The 18,876-nt window shown below is 65.3% G+C and carries 15 protein-coding genes; 2 read left to right on the top strand and 13 right to left on the bottom strand.

What is annotated here, in order from left to right:
* Window positions 1-41 precede the first annotated feature (41 nt).
* From IAG25_RS02595 to IAG25_RS02555, 9 genes are all read right to left on the bottom strand, one after another.
* Window positions 42-1,118 carry an MBL fold metallo-hydrolase gene (locus tag IAG25_RS02595; RefSeq protein ID WP_187603377.1) on the bottom strand — a complete coding sequence of 359 codons (1,077 nt, stop codon included), beginning with the start codon at window positions 1,116-1,118 and terminating at the stop codon, window positions 42-44.
* 103 nt (window positions 1,119-1,221) lie between these two features.
* Window positions 1,222-2,046, bottom strand: coding sequence for an SDR family NAD(P)-dependent oxidoreductase (locus IAG25_RS02590; protein ID WP_187603376.1), 825 nt, complete (start codon window positions 2,044-2,046; stop codon window positions 1,222-1,224).
* 25 nt (window positions 2,047-2,071) lie between these two features.
* Window positions 2,072-2,485 carry a MaoC family dehydratase gene (locus IAG25_RS02585; RefSeq protein ID WP_187603375.1) on the bottom strand — a complete coding sequence of 138 codons (414 nt, stop codon included), beginning with the start codon at window positions 2,483-2,485 and terminating at the stop codon, window positions 2,072-2,074.
* A 12-nt stretch (window positions 2,486-2,497) separates the two neighbouring features.
* The gene (locus IAG25_RS02580) at window positions 2,498-2,938 is read right to left on the bottom strand and encodes a MaoC family dehydratase N-terminal domain-containing protein (RefSeq protein ID WP_187603374.1); all 441 of its coding nucleotides are present in this window, start codon (window positions 2,936-2,938) and stop codon (window positions 2,498-2,500) included.
* Window positions 2,939-2,968: 30 nt separating this feature from the next.
* A complete protein-coding gene (locus IAG25_RS02575) occupies window positions 2,969-4,153 on the bottom strand; it encodes a lipid-transfer protein (protein ID WP_187603373.1) in 1,185 nt (394 codons plus the stop codon).
* Window positions 4,154-4,183: 30 nt separating this feature from the next.
* Window positions 4,184-5,323 (bottom strand): acyl-CoA dehydrogenase family protein, encoded by a 1,140-nt coding sequence (locus IAG25_RS02570; protein WP_187603372.1) that lies wholly within the window; start codon window positions 5,321-5,323, stop codon window positions 4,184-4,186.
* 45 nt (window positions 5,324-5,368) lie between these two features.
* Window positions 5,369-7,249, bottom strand: a complete 1,881-nt coding sequence (locus IAG25_RS02565) for a feruloyl-CoA synthase (RefSeq protein ID WP_187603371.1) — start codon at window positions 7,247-7,249, stop codon at window positions 5,369-5,371.
* Between the two features lie 157 nt (window positions 7,250-7,406).
* Window positions 7,407-10,253 carry a LuxR C-terminal-related transcriptional regulator gene (locus tag IAG25_RS02560; RefSeq protein WP_187603370.1) on the bottom strand — a complete coding sequence of 949 codons (2,847 nt, stop codon included), beginning with the start codon at window positions 10,251-10,253 and terminating at the stop codon, window positions 7,407-7,409.
* Window positions 10,254-10,383: 130 nt separating this feature from the next.
* Window positions 10,384-11,001, bottom strand: a complete 618-nt coding sequence (locus tag IAG25_RS02555) for a DUF2889 domain-containing protein (RefSeq protein WP_187603369.1) — start codon at window positions 10,999-11,001, stop codon at window positions 10,384-10,386.
* Window positions 11,002-11,278: 277 nt separating this feature from the next.
* Here IAG25_RS02555 and IAG25_RS02550 point away from each other — a divergent pair, with 277 nt between their 5' ends.
* Window positions 11,279-12,442: a porin gene (locus IAG25_RS02550; RefSeq protein WP_187603368.1), complete on the top strand. Its 1,164-nt coding sequence runs from the start codon at window positions 11,279-11,281 to the stop codon at window positions 12,440-12,442.
* Between the two features lie 79 nt (window positions 12,443-12,521).
* Window positions 12,522-12,872, top strand: coding sequence for a BON domain-containing protein (locus IAG25_RS02545; RefSeq protein WP_187603367.1), 351 nt, complete (start codon window positions 12,522-12,524; stop codon window positions 12,870-12,872).
* Window positions 12,873-12,939: 67 nt separating this feature from the next.
* Here IAG25_RS02545 and IAG25_RS02540 read toward each other — a convergent pair whose 3' ends face one another.
* The 4 genes from IAG25_RS02540 to IAG25_RS02525 all read right to left on the bottom strand — a co-directional run bounded on the left by IAG25_RS02540 (window position 12,940) and on the right by IAG25_RS02525 (window position 18,449).
* The gene (locus IAG25_RS02540) at window positions 12,940-14,361 is read right to left on the bottom strand and encodes an aldehyde dehydrogenase family protein (protein WP_187603366.1); all 1,422 of its coding nucleotides are present in this window, start codon (window positions 14,359-14,361) and stop codon (window positions 12,940-12,942) included.
* Window positions 14,362-14,378: 17 nt separating this feature from the next.
* On the bottom strand, window positions 14,379-15,296 hold the full coding sequence (locus IAG25_RS02535; protein WP_187603365.1) for a TauD/TfdA dioxygenase family protein: 918 nt from the start codon (window positions 15,294-15,296) through the stop codon (window positions 14,379-14,381).
* 112 nt (window positions 15,297-15,408) lie between these two features.
* A complete protein-coding gene (locus IAG25_RS02530; protein WP_187603364.1) occupies window positions 15,409-17,097 on the bottom strand; it encodes a GMC family oxidoreductase in 1,689 nt (562 codons plus the stop codon).
* A 62-nt stretch (window positions 17,098-17,159) separates the two neighbouring features.
* Window positions 17,160-18,449 carry an MFS transporter gene (locus IAG25_RS02525; protein ID WP_187603363.1) on the bottom strand — a complete coding sequence of 430 codons (1,290 nt, stop codon included), beginning with the start codon at window positions 18,447-18,449 and terminating at the stop codon, window positions 17,160-17,162.
* Window positions 18,450-18,876 lie beyond the last annotated feature (427 nt).

Here is an 18,876-nt window from a genome sequence, read left to right as displayed (position 1 = left end):
CAAGGGCATCGCTGCATCGCGCGGCGATGCCCTTGGCGCTTTCATGCCACGAGCGAATACCAGTTGATTCCATCATCGCGAAGTTCGCATCGAACTTCGCCGCGCCCGATCAGATAGTTCAGGCACGCGAGGCTTTCGCCGGTCGCGAGGCTCATGCGCGACATATCCTCTTCGCCGACGTGGCGCGCAAACAGCGCGCCGAATACATCGACGGCGCGACGCGGTTCGCCGAGCGTCTCACGCAAGCGGTCGAGGCTGCGGTCCTGGCCGCGCCGCAGACGGTCGAGCCGCGCATGCAGGCCGCGGAAACAGTCGTTGTGGGCCGGCAGCACCAGCACATCGTCGGGCACCTGCTGCTTCAGCTTGTCGATCGACGCATACCAGTCGGCCATCGGATCGGCGTGAGGTTCGAGCGGATACACCGACACGTTCGACGAGATTCGCGGCAGCACCTGGTCGCCCGATATGAAGAGCTTCAACTCCGGGCAGTACAGGCACGCGTGCTCCGGCGAATGGCCCGTGCCGACGATGACCCGCCACACGTGTTCGCCGATGGCGATTTCCTGCCCGTCCTGCAAGCGCCGGAAGCTGTCCGGCAGCGCGTGGATGTGCTGCCCGAAGCGGCCGAAGCGTGCGCGATAAAGCTCGATCGCCGCCGAGCTCCAGCCCGCGCGACGGTAGAAGTCGACACCGTCGTCAGGCGCTTCGCGGCCGCTGTCGGAAGCGGCGACGCGGCAGTTCAGATACTCGACGCGCGTCATCCACAGACGGCATTCGAAGGTACGCGTGAGCCAGCCTGCCATGCCCACGTGATCGGGGTGCATGTGGGTGACGAAAACGCGCGTGACGGGGCGCGGCGCGCGCGATCCGGCGAAGATGCGCCGCCACAAGGCCGTCGCGGCGTCCGTGCGCGCGCCCGTGTCGACGATCGCCTGGCCGTCGCCGTCCGCGATCGTCCACACGTTGATGTGATCCAGGGAGTAGGGCAGCGGCATGCGAATCCATTGCACGCCCGGGGCGACTTCCACGGCGCCGCCGGGAGCGGGAGGCGAGGCGAACGGATAGCTCACCGAAGCAGGCGCGCTGCCGCTGGAGTCGGCGCGTGTGAGATCGGTCATGGTCTGGCTCCTGATGATCGAACGAGGCGCATGAGGCCGGAAATGAAAACGCTGGCAAGCGCCTCGACGCATGCCAGCGAAGACAAAGCCCGTCCCTCGTGCGTTACTGCAGATTGCCCGCTACCGCGATGGTCTGACCGGTGATGTAGTTCGACTCGGGCGAGCAGAACAGGTAGACACCGCCAGCCGCTTCTTCCGGCGTGCCGCCGCGGCCGAGCGGATTGCGCTGCGCGTGCATTTTGAGCGCGTCGGGATTGACGCCCACGCGGATATCGCGTCCTTCGATCTTCACCGTCGCGCCGGCGTGGGCGTCGGCGGTCGTCATGCGTGTGTGGATCAGACCGAACGCGACGCAATTGACGTTGACGTTGAAGCGTCCCCATTCACGCGACAGCGCGCGCGTCATGCCGATCACGCCGGCCTTGGCGGACGAGTAGTTCATCTGGCCGGCATTGCCGTTGAGCGCCGACGTCGACGAGATGTTGACGATCTTGCGATACACGTCGCGGCCCGCTTCCTTGTCGGCGGCGTGCAGCGCCTTGACGTGCGGATAGGCGGCCCGCAGGATGCGGAACGGCGCGGTCATGTGGCAGTCGATGATCGCGTACCACTGTTCGTCGGTCATCTTCTGGATCACGTCGTCCCACGTATAGCCCGCGTTGTTGACGATGATGTCGATGCCCTTGTACGTGCTCATCGCCGTATTGATGAAGCGGTCCGCGAAGTCCGGCGCGCCCACGTTGCCCACGCAGGCGACGGCGTCGGTGCCCATCTTCTTCAGTACTTCGACCGTTTCGTGCGCCGGGTCGGCGTCGAGATCGTTGATCACGAGGCGTGCGCCTTCGCTCGCCAGTTTCTCGGCGATGGCCCGGCCGATGCCGCGACCCGAACCCGTGACGAGCGCCACCTTGCCCTCAAGCTTGCCCATTTCCTTGTCTCCTTGATTGATGCATTTACAGGGCGATCACGGCGTCGCCGAGGACGCGTGGTTCGCCATACTGATTGGCCGTCTGGATCTCCACCTTCACGCGGCGCTCGCCATCGGCCTCGAACTTCTCGACCACGCGCCCGCTGCAGGTGATGCAGTGACCGAGATGCGTGATGCCGACGAAGCGCACGCCGAACTGCCGCAACTGGCGCTGGTCCACCCAGCCGTTCAAGAGGCGCGCGAGATACGCCATCGACAGCATGCCGTGCGCGAACACGTCGGGCATGCCGCTGCGGCGCGCGAAGTCGAGGTCGATGTGGACCGCGTTGTGATCGCCCGACGCGCCGGCGAAGAGCGCCAGCGTCGTGCGGTCGATGGGCGCGAGCGTCAGCGGCGGCAGCGTGTCGCCGACCTTTACGTTGTCGAACAATGGGTTCATTCGTGTCTCTCCTCAGCCGTTGCGATGCACCAGCACGCTGCGCAGATCGGCCACGTGCTCGCCCCTCTGGTTGGTCACGCGGGTCTCGCGCACCACGAAATCGAGCGCGCCGCCTTTCTTGTCGTAGATATCGGCGATATGGCATTCGAACAGGAGCGCGTCGCCCGCATACGCCATCCGGTGATAGGTGAACGACTGCTCGCCGTGCAGGATGCGCGCGACCTGGATGCCGATCTCGTCGCGCCAGCGCTTGTCCGGCTGCTCCAGTTCCAGCGAGAACAGGAAAGTGGGCGGCAAGGGCAGGCCCGGATGACCCGCATCGCGGGCGGCGGACTCGTCGAAGTACACCGGATCGGTTTCGCCGGTCGCCTTGGCGAAGAACCGCAGCCGGCCCGCTTCGGCCACCGCGCGAAACGCGGGAATGACCTTCCCGATGTGCTTTTTATCGATCATGTCGAACACTCCGTTGGAAGCGGCAGCGCATCAGGCGGCCTTGTACACGGTGGTCACGCACGCGCCGCCGAGCCCCAGGTTGTGCGCGAGCGCGACCTTCGCGCCTTCGACCTGGCGTTGCTCCGCCGTGCCGCGCAACTGATGCGTCAGTTCGTAGCACTGCGCGAGACCGGTGGCGCCCAGCGGATGTCCTTTCGACAGCAGCCCGCCCGATGGATTGACCACCCACTTGCCGCCATAGGTGTTGTCGCCGTCGTTGACGAGCTTTTCGGCTTCGCCTTCCGCGCACAGACCGAGCCCTTCGTACGTCAGCAGTTCGTTCTGCGCGAAGCAGTCGTGCAGTTCGATCACGTCGATGTCCTCCGGGCCGACGCCGGCCTGCTCGTAGGCGAGCGCGGCGCCGGCGCGCGTCATGTCGAAGCCGACCACGCGGATCATGTCGCGCGTGTCGTAGGTGCTGGGCTGGTCCGTGGTCAGCGACTGGCCGGCGATCAGCACGTCGGTGCGCAGGCCGTGCCTGCGTGCGAATGCTTCCGACACCACGATCGCCGCGGCGGCGCCGCAGGTCGGAGGGCAGGCCATCAGGCGCGTGAGCACACCTTCCCAGATCATCGGCGAGGCGAGCACTTCCTCCGGGCTCACGACGGTGCGAAACACGGCCAGGGGATTGCGCGCCGCGTGCCGGCTCGCCTTCGCGCGAATCTTCGCGAAGGTTTCGAGCTTCGTGCCGTACTTTTCCATGTGGGCGCGGCCCGCGCCGCTGAACTGGCGGATCGCGCCCGGCAGATCGGTGCGATCGACCAGTTCGTTGACGAGATTCAGCGCACGTTCGAGTGCCGGCGCACGATCGCTCCACTTCGACGACAGCGCGCCGGGCTGCATGAATTCGAAGCCCACCGCGAGCGCGCAATCGACCGCGCCGCTTTGCACCGCCTGCCGCGCCAGAAACAGCGCCGATGATCCCGTCGCGCAGTTGTTGTTCACGTTGATGACGGGGATCCCCGTCATGCCGACGTGATAGAGCGCCTTCTGACCGCAGGTTGAATCTCCGTACACATAGCCCGCGTAGGCCTGCTGCACGTCCGCGTAATCGATGCCCGCGTCGGCCAGCGCCTCGCGCACGGCGCCCGCGCCCATCACGTCGTAGGCATCGCTGGTGCCGGGCTTCTTGAACGGAATCATGCCGACGCCGGCGACGAACACGTTACGAGTCATATCACTGCTCCTTGGTATGGAATGTTCGAATTACAGCTTGCGGGAGATGAGGTCGCGCATGACCTCGCTCGTGCCGCCGTAGATACGGTTGACGCGCGCATCGGCGAATGCCCGGGCCACCGGATACTCCAGCATGTAGCCGTAGCCGCCGTGCAACTGCACCATGTCGTCGAGCGCCTTGCCGAGCGATTCCGTTGCGAACAGCTTGGCGATCGCCGCTTCTTCCAGCGTCAGGCGGCGGCGCACATGCTCGGCGAGGTAGTGATCGACCAGCAGCCGCACGGCGGTTGCCTGCGCCTTGATGTCGGCAAGCTTGAACTTCGTGTTCTGGAAGTCCCATACGGTCTGATTGAAAGCCCTGCGGTCCTTCACGTAGTTGATGGTGTGTTCGAGACAGGTTTCCAGCTTCGCGGCGGCGCCGATGGCGATCGAGAGCCGCTCCTGCGGCAACTCGCCCATCAGGTACGCGAAGCCCTTGCCCTCCTCACCGAGACGGTTGCTCACCGGAACGCGGACGTTGTCGAAGAAGAGCTCGGCCGTATCCTGCGAATGCATGCCGACCTTGTCGAGCTTGCGGCCGCGGCGGAATCCCTCGCGGCTCGCCTCGACGACGATCAGGCTGACGCCCTTGGCGCCCGCGCTCGGGTCGGTCTTGCAGACGAGCACGATCAGATCGGCGTTCAGTCCGTTGCTGATGAAGGTCTTGCTGCCGTTGATCACGTACTCGTCGCCGTCGCGCAATGCGGTGGTGCGGATCGCCTTCAGGTCGCTGCCGGTGCCCGGCTCCGTCATGCCGATCGCGAGAATGGATTCGCCGGTGCACGCCTTCGGCAGCCATTGCTGCTTCTGCTCCTCGTTGCCGATGCGCGCGATATACGGCGCGATGATGTCCGAGTGCACGCCGAAGCCGAGACCGCTCAGGCCGGCGCGATTCACTTCCTCGTTGAGGATCGCCGCGTGGCCGAAGTCCCCGCCGCCGCCGCCGTATTCCGTCGGCAAGGTGAGGCACAGCAGACCTTCGCGGCCTGCCTTGAGCCAGGTCTCGCGATCGACCCGGCCGGCCTTGTCCCATTCCAGCTGTCTGGGCGCGCACACCCGTTCCAGGAAGCGGCGAACCGTGGTGCGCAGCATTTCATGATCGTCACGAAAGACGGTGCGTGTAATTTGCATAACTAAATTCCTGAAATTGGAGTCGGCGTGATTGCGTGAATGGCGTTATCGCATGCGGGCGATATGCGCTGCTGTTTCGGTGCGGTAGAGCTGCTCGATCAGATGCGCGCGGCGCGCTCGCGTCACGGCCTGGTTTACATAGCCTTTTTCGGCGATCTCGTTGGCATCGATCGAAGGCGGCTCGGCCATCAGCATCAGGCGCTCGACGGTGCGGCTCGCACCGCCGCCCTGGTTCCTGGCGAGGCGTTCGCGCAGCGCCGCGACCACGACGGGATGCTCGGCCAGCGCCGCCGCATCGAGTTCGGCGAGTTCGGGCGCGAGGCGCTGGCAGGCGACCACGTTCGGCCACGCGAGCGCGGCGAGAAAGTCGCGGTCATGGCCGCAGATCACCGCATCCGAGATGAGGGGCGCACAGAGGTCGAGCAGGTCGAGGCGCACCGCGCCGGTCTGCACCCAGGTGCCGTTCATCAGCTTGAAGTCCTCGACCACGCGGCCCGCGAAAAGCAGGCCCTGGCCCGGATCGTCCGGATTCGCGAGGCGCACCGCGTCGCCCAGCCGGAAGTAGCCCTCATCGTCGAAAGCGGCGGCCGTGAGCGCCGGGTTGCCGATATAGCCCGCAAACACATTTGCGCCACGCATGCGGATCTCGTAGCGTCCGTCACCGCCTTCGAGCGGCAGGAGCTTCACTTCCGAGCCCGGCACCGGCCCGCCGATGTTGCCGACATCGCCCGAGGGCCAGCCGCAATAGGTGCCCATGCCGCTCGTCTCGGTGCAGGCGAGGCCCGTCGAGAAGACGATGCGCAAGCCGACCGTGTCGACCGCCGCGCGCTGGATGCGCTGCCAGACGTCTGTAGGCAGGCTGGCCCCGCCGTAGCCGAAATACTGCACATTGGCGAACAGGCTGCGGGCAAGCACGGGGTCTCGCTCGATTTCGGTTGCCAGCACGGCCCATGCGGACGGAACGCTGGTGAAGATCGTCGGCGAGACTTCGCGCAGGTTGCGCACGGTACGTTCGATCAGGCCGGGAAGCGGCCGTCCATCGTCGATATAGTGAGTCGCGCCGAACTGGATCGAGCGCCCGATATTCAGTACGCCGCCGAGGCCGTGATGCCACGGCAGCCAGTCGAGGAAGACCGGTTGCGACTCGCGCATCCAGCCGAGATTGTCGGCGTAGTACGAGGCGACCGCCCGGAAATTGCCGTAGGAGAGGGGCACGCCTTTCGGCGTACCGGTCGAGCCCGACGTGAAAAGGATGCGCGCCGTGTCGTCCTGGCGAATCGACGCGTGCGCTGCCGCAACCGCGGCCACGCGCGCCGGTGTCAGGTCGGCGGCGAGCAGGTCGGCCCAGGCGCGCTGTGTGTGCTGGACGTTGCGCACCGCAATGACCGGCGTCGCGGCCAGTTCGGTAACGGAGAGCGCGCGTTCGAACTGAGCCGAGTCCTGCACGAACACCGCAGCGGGAGGCACCAGTTCGAGCACGCCCTTCAGGCGTGCGAAATTCTTGCTCAGCGTGGAGTAGGCGGGCGACACCGGTGCGGCGGGGATGCCGACGTACTCGGCTGCAAGCAGCATCACCACCTGCTCGATCGAATTGCCCGAAAGCAGCACCAGCGGCCGCGTCTGGCCGAGGCCCATGTCGAGCAGGCCGGCCGCGACCGCTTGCAGTTGAAGCCACAGCGCGCGCCAGCTGATCGAGCGCCACGCGCCGTTTTCATCGCGCTGGCAGAACGCCGGGCTGTCGCCGAGACGCTCGGCCCATTCGGGGATGAACGCGGCGAAGCTGTTCTGCGCGATATCGGGAGGCAGGCTGGACGAGCGCAGCACCAGCGTGCCGTCGGCGCGGCGTTCGACGATCGGCCGCCGGTCCGGAAAGCGTACTGGACGATAAGGCGCTACCGTGGATTCACCAGCGATGAGCGTAGTCATTACGCGTGTCTCCTGAGCTTCAGCGCGCGTCTTGGCGCGCGCCGGCGTTGGTTTTTATGAGGTGCGCCTGTCATCGACGATTGCGCGCGATCCCTTGAGTCACAGAATAGTGGCTCGCGCACGATTACGGACCACCCGAGCCGGGTAGCGGGGGGCGTCAGTTCGTCTCGCCACCAGCAACGGGAGGCGTGCCCAGTTCGAGATCGCGCACGCGGGCCACGGCCTCGTCGCGGCTCGACACGCCGAGCTTGCCGTAGATGTTCTTCAGGTGCCACTTGACGGTCTCGGGCGAGATGCCGAGCGTGCGGGCAATTTTCTTGTTGGGCAGTGCCTGCGCGAGCAGGCCGACGACTCGTGCCTCGCGCTCGCTCAGCGTTTCCGCGCCGGTGGGCGGCGCGCCGCGGTTGCCGGGTTTGGTCGCCGGCTGCGCGCGCAGGGCCGAAGTCGCGTTCTGCGCGGCGTGTAGCCGGCTCACATAGAAGGACAGGACCGGGTCGTGCGTCTCGCGCTGGACCACGGCGTCGATGAGATCCAGTGCGCCGGGATCGGCGTCGAGCAGGCTGCGCACCAGACCCAGCCGATGGCCCCGGCGCAGCGCGGCGAGCACGGCGGCGCGAGCGGCGTCGGCCCGGCCGCGCCGCGCATCGACGACGGCGGCCTGGAGCTGGAAGTGCGCCACATGCCGTTGCCAGCCGCGCGCTTCGCAGAATGGAATCAGCGCCTGAAGACGGCTTGCGGCGCCGTCGAAATCTTCATGAGCGATACACCAGTTGACGTGCGCGCCCTGCGCCATCGCATGGATTTCCGCGGCCGTCCCGATCGCGGTCTCGGCCGGCGGCATCGGGATGCGCGCCGCGATCATGTCGATTCTGGCGAGGCCTGCTTCCGCCGCGTCGAACTGGCCGCTCTGCAGATGCCGACTGATCTGTGCGGCCACGCTATGGGCGATGAGCCGATGCAGGCCGTATTGCATCGCGTACTCTTCGAGACGTTCGAGATAGGCGAACGCATCGAGGTGATGACCCGCCGCCCCATGCACCGCCGACAGTACGGTCAACACCCGCAACACGGAATCCGGAATGGAGACACGTTCGAGCACGTCGACGCGGTCCTCCAACAGTCTGCGCGCCGCGTCCAGTTCGTTGAACTCATACAGCACTTCGCCGAGCAGCGCCGCGGCAAAACACGCGGCTTCGGCGGCGGCGCTGCCGAGTTGATCGGCTTCGAACAACACGTCGCGGCTGATGCGCTCCACCTGGATGAATTTGCCCTCCAGCGCGTAGCTGAACCCGGCGATGCAGCGGCCGTTCAGCATGCCCGCCGAGGTGCCCACGAGCGGCATGCCTTCGACCAGAAGCTGCGGCGCTTCGCTCTGCACGCGCCGCGCCGCTTCGTATTCGCCGCGCCGCATGTAGATCCACGACAGCAGATTGTTGCGCCCGCCCACGGCGAGGCTGTCGGCGTGGGCGGGGATTTGCAGCATCTGCGGCAACACGGCCATTGCTTCGTCGGTTTCGTCGCGCTGGAGGGCAAGGGCGGCGCGCAACAGGATGAGCCGATAGCGCGAATGCATATCGTCTTCCGGGATGTCGGCCTGCAGACGCGCGATGGCCGCCGCGCAGGCATCGAATTCGCGCGCATACAGTTGCAGGTGCACCATCCACAGCCGCAGCCCGATGCGCGCCTGCACTTCGGCGAGCGGCAGCAAGCGTATCAGCCCGACCAGTTGACGCAGCTCGCCCCTGATCTGCATCGTGCGCGCGACGCGCAACACGAGATCGGCCGCCGCCGACGATTCGCCGGCGAGCAACGCATGGCGCACGGCATCGTCGGGCTGTTCGTGGTCGCGGAACCAGATCCACGCGGCGAGATGCACCTCGCGCTGATGCAGTTCGCTGCGTTCGCGAAAACGTTCGAGCAAGGTTTCGCGAAAGAGCGGGTTCAGCCGATACCACGTCTCGCTTCCCGAACTCTCGATGGGCGCGATGAACAGGTTATCGCTCTCGAGTCTCGTCAGCAGCGCGCGCACTTCGGCGGGCGACTGCTCCTCGCCGGTCAGGGCGATGCACAGCGGCGCGCACACGCGCGTGCAACTCGCCATCCGGACCAGCAGCTCCACTTCCGAGGGCGCCAGACGCGACAGCACCTCGCGCTCGAAATACGCGGCAAAGCCGCGGGCATCGAGACGCTGGGCATTCGCGAGCGGATCGGCGGACGCGGGGTCCGTCGCCGCCTGCTTCTTGCCTTTCAGGCGCATTGCAAAGAGTTGCAGTCCCGCCACCCAGCCGTCGGCGAGTTCATGCAAGTGGCGCGCATCGCGCTGGCTGATCTCACCCAACTGAGCTTTAAGGAACGCCTCGGATTCGGCGGCCGTGAAGCGCAGGTCGCGCATGTCCAGTTCCAGCACCAGACCCTGATCGCGCGGGCGTCCGAGCGAGAGCGGCACGGCGGCCCGCGAGACCAGCACGAGGTGAAGATTGGCGGGTGCGTAATCGAGCAGCCATTGCAATGCTTCGTGATTGCGCGCGTTGGAGACGTGATGCAGGTCGTCGAGCACCAGCACGACATCGTTCGAATGGGCGGCGATGCCGCGCACGAGGGAGATGATCGTGCGCTCGACCGCTTCATCGTCCATGCCGCGGCCGCCCAGCAGCGTCGCTTCATGGCACATCGCCGGGTCGACGCGGGTGAGGCTCGCAACGAGGTAGTCGAGGAAGTGCGTGAGCTCGTTGTCTTCCGCCGCGAGCGTGAGCCATGCGATATCGAAGCCGAGCGAAAGCAGTGCTTCGCGCCACGCGATCAGGAGGCTCGTCTTGCCGCAGCCGGCGGGCCCCTGGAGCACGACGCAACGATTGCGCCGCGCGTCGAGCAACTGAGCCAGCAGACGTTCGCGCGCGACGATGCGGGCGGTGTTGCGGGGCGGAATCAAGCGTGGATCAGCCCGGAACTCGGCGGCGCCTCGTTGGGCGCGGCGCGGGTCCGCGGGAGAGGAATTCTGCGGCATCGTGACCTGCGCCTTGCGCGCTTCGGCTTTGCGCCTCGTCGGCGACGGCCAAAGGACGAAATGATGATCGGCACATTGTAGCGCAGCGCTGGCAGCGTTTTCATCGCCCGCAGGGGAGTGACTACCCGGATCAGCCGCGATGCGACGGAGGGTCCGCGTCGTCGACGTGCGCTTCGCCTGGCGCCAGTTCATGCTTGCGCCGGAGAGCGAATTGCACGACCTCGCCGCCTGCGCGCCATGCGTGACAGGTGTCGATCATCGGATGGGCCTGAACGGCTGGCTGCCCTTCATCGGCGCCGTTCGGCGCGTCGGCGGGCTTGCGCCAGCCCATCAGTGTCTGGATCGCTGTCGTGGCGATGGGACCGAGCAGCTCGGTCAGATGCGTGCAGCCCTTCGATCCGCTCAACCGGCTCTTGACCTCCTTCATGAAGCCCGCGCCGATGCTCAGACCTTCGAGGCTCCGATACGCGTGATTGATTTCCGCGCAGAAGCGGCTCGGCGCGGCGTCGCTATGCGCGTCGATGCGCCGGATCACGAGCTTCGCATCGATCGTGACGACGATGTGCATGTCGTGAATCGGCGAACCGGCGGGCACGGTCTTGAAGAGCAGATCGGAGTCGGTGGACTTCGTGTCGCGCATGCGGCCTTCGATGTCGAACAGACCGTCGCTTCGTTCGAAGCCCATGCATTCGACATGGCGCGTATGCACGAGCCGACGTGCCGAAGGATTCGATGGAATGGCAGGCATAGGTGATTGCAGGTGATCGATAGCACCGATCCTAGGTGAACGACGAACGCCGGCCGCCCCCTGCATCGGGGGGGCGTGACGCGTGTTGCTGTCTCTTCATTGCTCGGGGTATTCCCGTTCCCCCTCTGTTCGGGTAGTTGATCCGCCCCGACGTCCCTGCAAGATGGCCCCGCAACGATCGGCACGGCTATCGGCCGCGCGTCGTCCTGGATGGCATCTGCATGAGTTGGCTTGACCCGTGCCCATCGGACACGGCAATCACAAAGAGGAGACATGCATGCGTTTCATGAGTCAGGGTATGTGTGGGGCTACGTTGTTATTGGCCGCCGGAGGAGCGGCGGCTCAGTCGAGCGTAACGCTATACGGGGTCGCGGACACCTTTGTCCAGTACCTCGACAATGGCGGAAAACATTCGTACTCCGTACGAAGCGGCGGATCCACCGGTTCCCTGTTCGGCCTGAAGGGAGTCGAAGACCTCGGCAACGGGCTCAAGGCGGTGTTCGACCTCGAGAACGGCTACAACATCAATAACGGTGCCTTCTTCGCCGACTCGACGGCAATGTTCTATCGGCAGTCATGGGTGGGGCTGAAGCACGATACCTATGGATCGCTCACGTTCGGCCGCCAGTATCAGCCGAGCTTCTGGGCCGTCTATTTCACCGATCCGTTTCGCGGCAACGAAGTGCTGTCGCCGCTGGCGGCTGCCGACCTCGCGGGCGCGACCGACCGGTCCACGCTCGCCACGCAGTATGTGTCCGGGCGGACCAGCAATTCGATCGTGTACACGTCGCCGGATCTGAGAGGCGTGCACGTCTACGCGATGTACGCGCTGCCTGCCACCGTGACGCAACCCGTGCCGGTTCGCTCCGGCGCGATGCTTGACCTGGCGGCGAACTATTCGGGCTATGGCTTCTACGCGGGCGTCGGCTATCAGTATCAGCATGGCGCGCAGGAGACTGCGCCGCTCGTGGCGAGCGCGCCGGGCTTGCTGACCACGTTCGACCTGATGGCGACGGAACACTTCACGGGCGCGCTCGCCTACCGCGTGGGCATCGTGAATTTCCAGTTCAACTATTCGTATAACCGGCCGAAGGATCCTCCGCCCGGCGCGGTGGTGGCGATCACGCCCGCCGTTCAGGTGCCGCTTGCTTCGCTGGTTCACTCATACAGCATCATGGAACTGGGGGCGACGATCCAGGCCACGCCGGAGGACGTGATCGCGATCGCCGGCATCGAGAGAAACGTGCGCGGCGTGCACGACAACACGCCCGGGATCGAGGTGGGCGTCGATCATAGTCTTTCCAAGCGCACGAGCCTCTACATGCGAGCCGGCTATCTGAAGAACAACGGCACCGCGAACATGAGCTGGCCGGGTGTTACGGCTGTCGCGAGCGGGTCGAAGCAGGTTCTCGCGGTGCTCGGCATGACGCATCGCTTCTGACGACGACAGGCGCGATCGACGCCGCCCGGCGGCGTCGGACGTGTCTTCGAGGTTTCAACACGACGACGGGGAGAAATCGATGAATCAAGGAAAGGTTTGCCGACTGGTGAGCGGGGCGCTGCTGGTTCTGGCCTCACTCGACGCATACGCACAAAGCAGCGATGCGTTGGCCGCGCCCGTGCGGCCGTATGCATCGGATGCGAAAGCCGCCAAGACCGCCGACCGCGCGCTGCAGAAGAGCGTGATTCGCGCGCTGAGCAGGACGAAAGGGCTCAGGGCTACCACGATCACGGTGCGCGCACGCAACGGCGTGGTGACGCTGGAAGGAACGGTGCCCGAACAGTCGCAGATGGGGCTGGCGACTCAGGCGGCCGAAGGTGTCGAAGGCGTCACGTCGGTGACGAATGCGCTGACGTTGTCGACGCTGTAGAGAGGCATTGCCGGAAGTTGCAACAGGGCCTGCTCATCATCGATGAGCGGGCCTTTTGTTTGAAGCCTCAGACCGTGACCGACTTGCATTCGAGAAACTCCGCAAGCCCTTCGCGACCGTACTCGCGCCCGTTGCCCGATGTCTTGTAGCCGCCGAACGGAACCGTGATGTCCAGCATCGCGCCGTTGATTCGCACCGATCCCGCACGCAGGCGCGCAGCCACGCGGCGCGCGCGCTCGGCGTCGCCCGTGGCGATATACGCCGCGAGGCCATACTGCGTGTCGTTGGCGATTGCGATGGCCTGTTCCTCGCCGTCGTATGGAATCAGCACGAGCACCGGTCCGAAGATTTCCTCGCGTGCGATCTTCATGTCGTTACGGACATCCGCGAATACGGTGGGGCGCGCGTAGAAGCCCCGTGCCAGTCCCTCGGGTCTGCCCGGACCGCCGGCGATCACGCGCGCGCCTTCCTCGATACCGGCGCGGATCATCTCTTGCACCTTCTCGTATTGGGCGCGATTGGAGATCGGACCCATTTTCGTGGCGGGGTCCGCCGGGTCGCCGACGACGATTCCGTTGGCTACGGCTGCGGCGATCGCGATGGCTTCGTCGTAGCGCTCGCGCGGTACCAGCATGCGCGTGGGTGCGACACAGGTCTGACCCGAGTTGACCATGCATTGCGACACTCCGCTCGTCACTGCTGCCTTCAGGTCGGCGTCGTCGAGAATCAGGAGCGGGGACTTGCCGCCGAGTTCCTGCGCCACGCGCTTGACCGTGGGCGCGGCGCTGATCGCCACTTCGACGCCGGCGCGCGTCGATCCGGTGATCGACACCATGTCCACATCGGGATGCGAGGACAAGCGCGCGCCGACCACGCGGCCGTCACCGAAGACCATGTTGAACACGCCGGGCGGCGTGCCCGCTTCGTGCATGATTTCCGCGAAAATGACGGCATCGAGCGGCGCGATCTCGGAAGGCTTCAGCACGACCGTGCAACCTGCGGCAAGAGCGGGCGCGACCTTCGCTGCGATCTGATTCAACGGCCAGTTCCACGGCGTGATCAATGCCGCGACGCCGACTGCCTCGTGACGCACGTAGCTCTTGCCGTGATGCGTCTCGAACTCGAAGTGACGCAGCGTTTCCACCGCGGCCTGAAGCTGCGCGAGTCCGATCGCGGCCTGCAGTTGTCTGCACAGCGTGATGGGCGCGCCGATCTCGATGCGCACCGCATCGGCAATGTCGTCGAGCCGTGCGCGATAGCATTCGATGATCCGTTCGAGCAGTGCGATCCGTTGCGCGCGGCTCGATTCCGACCAGGCCGGAAACGCGGCCCGTGCGGCGGCGACGGCACGGTCCGCGTCGTGCGCGGTGCCCATCGAGAGCTGTCCGGTCAGCGTCTCGGTGGCCGGATCGACGATGTCCATTTGCGTGGCGCCGGCGGACGGTTCGACCCATTGGCCATCGATATAAAAGGTGTTCAGCGTTTTCATTTCGTTTCCTCGGATTCTCAGCCCGCGACCGGGCGATCACCGATCACCGTCGCCCGCATCATGTGACGCGGAGCCGGGAAATAGTCCTGCACCGCGTAGTGCTGGCACGAGCGGTTATCCCAGAACGCGATCGTGTTCGGGCGCCACTTGAGGCGGACCTGGTACTCGGGTGCCTGCGCCTGGCGGAACAGGTACTGCAGCAGTTCCATTTCGGCGAGCTTGTAGTCGAAGCCGATGCGATATTCCTGCGCGGTCAGGCGGCCGTAATTCGAAAGATGCGTGGTGAACGCCTCGTTGACATAGAGGATCTTCTCGCCGGTTTCGGGATGTACGCGCACGACCGGATGTTCGACGGGCGGATACTTGGCGCGCATTGCCGGATGCTGGTCTTCCGGCACCGCAATGCCGAAGAGCGGCAGAAAGTCGTGGACCGCATTGAGGCCGTCGATACGCGCCTTCACGTCGTCGGGCAGGTTGTCGTAGGCCGCCGCCATGTTGATCCAGATGGTGTCGCCGCCGACTTCCGGGCAGTGCACGCATCGCAGCATGGAACCCATCGATGGGATTTCGCGCCACGATACGTCGGAGTGGTAGAGGTTCTCGCGGCCGCGTTTCGTGTCGTTGCGCCCGAGTATCACGAGCTCCGGATGCTCGGGATGATGCGGAAACGCGGGATGAATCTCCAGTTCGCCGAAGCGCCTCGCCACCGCGACATGCTGGGATGGACTGATATCCTGATCGCGGAAGAAGAGCACCTTGTACTTCAGCAATGCGCGACGCAGCGCGGCATACGTTTCGTCGTCGAGCGGATCGCGCAAGTCGATGCCGCGAATCTCCGCACCGATCGTCGGCGTATGGCGCTCGACGGTGAAGGGCCACGCGCCGGAAGCCGGCTGCGCCAGGCTCGTATCGGGTGCGATCTCTGTTGCTTGCATGTCATGTCTCCAATTGTCTGGGTCCGCCGGGCTGCGGCTGGGTCGATGTCACTGGCGCACGCGGTTCGCGTATGCCGGATTTTTTTTGCTGTCAGGCGGCGAAAGGCACAGGCTAGCGGTCGCCGGCGCGGATCAGATCGGCGGCTTTCTCGCCGATCATGATGGCGGGCGCGTTGGTGTTGCCGCCGATCAGCGTCGGCATGATCGACGCGTCCGCCACGCGCAGACCTTCGATGCCGTGCACGCGCAGGCTCGGATCGACCACGGCCATCTCGTCGATACCCATCTTGCAGGTGCCGACCGGATGAAAGACGCTGTCGGCATGAGCGCGCACGAACGCGCGGATTGCTTCTTCGTTGGAATCGTCGGGTCCGAAATCGTCGGTGAGCAATTCCTTTCCACCTGCATCGGCGAGCGCGGGCTGCGCAAAGATTCGTCGCACGATCCTGACGCCAGCGACCAGCGCGTCCATGTCTGCTTCCGCCGACAGAAAGCGCGGGTCGATCGACGGCGCATCGCGCATGTCAGCGCTGCGCAGACGCACGCGACCACGGCTCTGCGGACGCAGGACATAGGCGTGACAGGAGTAGCCATGCCCGAGCGCGCGGCGCTTCGCCACGTTGCGATTGCCAAGCAGCGCGAGAACGAAGGCCAGCTGGATATCCGGAAGCGCCAGATCAGGACGGCTCTTCACGAACGCGCCCGCTTCCGCGAAGTTGGAACTGACCATGCCCGTGCGGTTGCGCCGGTAACGCAACATCGCGGAGGCGAGACGCAGGAAGCCGCCTGTCGAATAGCCGTAGAGATCGGTGGACCTGACCTGCTTGTTGACGATCACGTCGAGGTGGTCCTGCAGGTTCTCGCCGACCCCGCGCAGATCCTTCACGACCTCGATGCCGTGGCTGCGCAGATGTTCGCCCGGACCGACGCCCGATGCCATCAGCAGTTGAGGCGAATTGAACGCGCCGCAACTGAGCACGACTTCACGCCGGGCCCGCAGTATTTGCTCGACACCTCCCCGCACGACGCTGACGCCGCGCGCCCGTTTGTCCTCGATGACCACACGCAATACCTGCATGTCCGTGAGCACCGCAAGATTCGCACGGCCGCCATTCAGATCCGCGTCTTTTGCATTGCCGCCATGCAGATAGGCACGCGCGGCGTTCCAGCGTTCGCCGTTGTATTGCGTGACCTGATAGAGCCCCGCGCCTTCCTGCTCCTCGCCGTTGAAGTCCGTGTTGAGCGGCAAGCCCGCTTGCAGCGCGGCTTTCACAAAACGATGTGAGAACGGGTTCGGCGTGCGCAGATCGCTCACGTGCAGCGGGCCGTCGCCGCCATGCCAGCGGTCGTCGCTGCGGCCTGCATGGCGTTGATTGCATTCGCTGCGCCGGAAATAGGGCAGCACGTCGTCATAGCTCCAGCCCGTGCAGCCGAGGCTCGCCCATTCGTCGTAGTCGCTTCGATGTCCCCGGATGTAGACCATTCCGTTGATCGACGAACTGCCGCCCAGTCCGCGTCCGCGCGGCTGATAGGAGGGGCGTCCGTCGAGGCCGCTCTGGCGCTCCGTGTAATAGGCGTAGTTGCGCGGACCGGCCCTCTGCACAGTCGATGCAAGACCGATCGGCATCCACACGCTCATGTGGTGGTCATGCGGCCCGGCTTCGAGCAGCGCGACCGTGACCGATGCATCCTCGGCGAGCCTCGCAGCCAGCGCGCAGCCCGCCGAGCCTGCGCCCACGACGATGTAGTCATACTCCGCGGCGATCTTTCTGTTGCGGGCGTGGTTGCCGGTTCGGGTCATTGCGCGTCTGTTCAATGGAAGGGGTTTGGGTAAGCACGGTGGCCGCTGCTTTTTCGCCGCCGTCAGGCCGCGGCGCGCGTCGAAAGGTGGTCGAGTGTGTGGTGCGAACGATCGGGATGAAGCCAGCGCAGCGCCGCGAGGGCGGCCGCGATCAGCAGCGCTGCGCTGACCGCGAAGCCGAGTTCATACGCATGGCTGTTAGCGCCGCCATGGACCTGAACGATTCGTCCCATCACGGCGGGCGCGAATGCGGCGCCGAGACTGGCGAGCGCCGTGTGGATGGCGACGAGCGATCCGCGCTGGCTGTCCGGGACCATCTGGGCGAGCAGTGCAGGAGCGAGCGTAAAGCTCAGCGTGGGCAGCGCACATGCGATCGCCAGCAGCGCCACTTTCTGCAACGGCTGCAACGGAAGCAGCATCAGGGCGATGAATGTCAGTGCTCCGGCCACCGCCGACACGCAGATCAGATGTACCCGCGCCTTGCGTGCGCTTACGCCGCGTCCGAGCATCAGCTGAGACAGCCAGCTCAGGCCGACGTTGACGGGCGTCGTGGTCGCGACCACGATCGCGAAGCAGCGACCGGCTTCGACGCCGGTGAAGCCGAGTCCTTTTTCGAAGTACATGGGTATCCACGTCAGGCTCAGACCCAGCGTCCAGTAGGCCGTGAATCCGAGTGCGAACACGGAGAGGACCGAACGGTCCGCGAGGATTCGCCGGTAGGGCAGGCGTTGCGCGTCGATTTGCACGATGGGCGCGGCCTTTAGTCTGCCGAGTGTTCCTTCGCGCCCGAAGCACGCCCATAGCACGCTCCACCCCGCGCCGATCGCGCCGAGAAGCAGGAAGTTCATGCGCCATCCCCACTGCCTCGTGACGAGCGGAATCAGCAGGCCGGCGAGCAGCATGCCGAACGCCGCGCCCTGGTTGATGACGGCCACGGGCAGATTGCGCTTGCGGTCGGGGAACCACTTGTACAGCGCGTGCACGGAGACCGGAAACGCGGGCCCCTCGGCTGCGCCCAGGATCACGCGGCAGACGAGCAGCCCGAGCGCGCTCGTCGCCCAGGCTTGCGGCAACTGAAGCGCGGCCCAGCTGAGTCCCATCGCGAGGAGCAGCCAGCGGGTCTGAAAGCGGTTCGCGAGGAAGCCGACGAGGACAGTCGAAAGCGAGAAAAGCCAGAAGAAGCTGCCGGCGACGACACCGAATTTTTCCGGCGACAGATTCAGTTCAGCCGTCAATGGCACCGCCACCAGACCGAGCACGATCTTGTCCAGGAAATTGATGAGGGCGAGCCCGGTCAGCAGCAGGGTCATCGTCCAGGCGGACTTCGCCTGGAAATCGGGTGAGGCGGTCATGGGTTGTCTCCTGTCGTCCCGTTCACGGTGGGCGTTCCTGTCCTTGCCTGTGAAGCGGACTTTGTAGCGCCAAGGTAAGCGGTACGGGGGGATGGGCCACCACCCGGATCAGGTAGGTTAGGGAAAACCTTGTTTTCCGGGATCGCAGGTATGCGGTCCTGGCTGTTGGTGTGCTCGCAACCGTCTTCTACCCGGCAGGAGTGGTGGTTCGACGGGAGCATTGCCTTACCGTGGCGGCTGGCAGTATCGGGGCGATCGCAGATCAGGCGGAATCCGAGGTCTGGTCGATGACCGTCCCCGTTTCGCATCCGTGTCAGCCTGCGCGAGAGGAGGGGCAGTGAATACCCGGGAAACGTCGTTGCGCCGTCTTGTGGAAAAGTGGCTTGGGCCCGAGTCGGAAATTCGGGCGCGCGTGACGCTTTTCAGT

It is taken from the genome of Caballeronia sp. EK (assembly GCF_014384845.1).
GTDB classification, from domain to species: Bacteria; Pseudomonadota; Gammaproteobacteria; order Burkholderiales; family Burkholderiaceae; genus Caballeronia; species Caballeronia jiangsuensis.
Note: the sequence above shows the minus strand (reverse complement) of the source record. Positions and strands in the feature narration are given on the sequence as shown.

Excerpts from the sequence above, each read along its gene's own strand:
- IAG25_RS02595 (WP_187603377.1), bottom strand. The coding sequence starts at position 1,118 with ATGACCGATCTCACACGCGCCGACTCCAGCGGCAGCGCGCCTGCTTCG.
- IAG25_RS02590 (WP_187603376.1), bottom strand. The coding sequence starts at position 2,046 with ATGGGCAAGCTTGAGGGCAAGGTGGCGCTCGTCACGGGTTCGGGTCGC.
- IAG25_RS02585 (WP_187603375.1), bottom strand. The coding sequence starts at position 2,485 with ATGAACCCATTGTTCGACAACGTAAAGGTCGGCGACACGCTGCCGCCG.
- IAG25_RS02580 (WP_187603374.1), bottom strand. The coding sequence starts at position 2,938 with ATGATCGATAAAAAGCACATCGGGAAGGTCATTCCCGCGTTTCGCGCG.
- IAG25_RS02575 (WP_187603373.1), bottom strand. The coding sequence starts at position 4,153 with ATGACTCGTAACGTGTTCGTCGCCGGCGTCGGCATGATTCCGTTCAAG.
- IAG25_RS02570 (WP_187603372.1), bottom strand. The coding sequence starts at position 5,323 with ATGCAAATTACACGCACCGTCTTTCGTGACGATCATGAAATGCTGCGC.
- IAG25_RS02565 (WP_187603371.1), bottom strand. The coding sequence starts at position 7,249 with ATGACTACGCTCATCGCTGGTGAATCCACGGTAGCGCCTTATCGTCCA.
- IAG25_RS02560 (WP_187603370.1), bottom strand. The coding sequence starts at position 10,253 with ATGCCGCAGAATTCCTCTCCCGCGGACCCGCGCCGCGCCCAACGAGGC.
- IAG25_RS02555 (WP_187603369.1), bottom strand. The coding sequence starts at position 11,001 with ATGCCTGCCATTCCATCGAATCCTTCGGCACGTCGGCTCGTGCATACG.
- IAG25_RS02550 (WP_187603368.1), top strand. The coding sequence starts at position 11,279 with ATGCGTTTCATGAGTCAGGGTATGTGTGGGGCTACGTTGTTATTGGCC.
- IAG25_RS02545 (WP_187603367.1), top strand. The coding sequence starts at position 12,522 with ATGAATCAAGGAAAGGTTTGCCGACTGGTGAGCGGGGCGCTGCTGGTT.
- IAG25_RS02540 (WP_187603366.1), bottom strand. The coding sequence starts at position 14,361 with ATGAAAACGCTGAACACCTTTTATATCGATGGCCAATGGGTCGAACCG.
- IAG25_RS02535 (WP_187603365.1), bottom strand. The coding sequence starts at position 15,296 with ATGCAAGCAACAGAGATCGCACCCGATACGAGCCTGGCGCAGCCGGCT.
- IAG25_RS02530 (WP_187603364.1), bottom strand. The coding sequence starts at position 17,097 with ATGACCCGAACCGGCAACCACGCCCGCAACAGAAAGATCGCCGCGGAG.
- IAG25_RS02525 (WP_187603363.1), bottom strand. The coding sequence starts at position 18,449 with ATGACCGCCTCACCCGATTTCCAGGCGAAGTCCGCCTGGACGATGACC.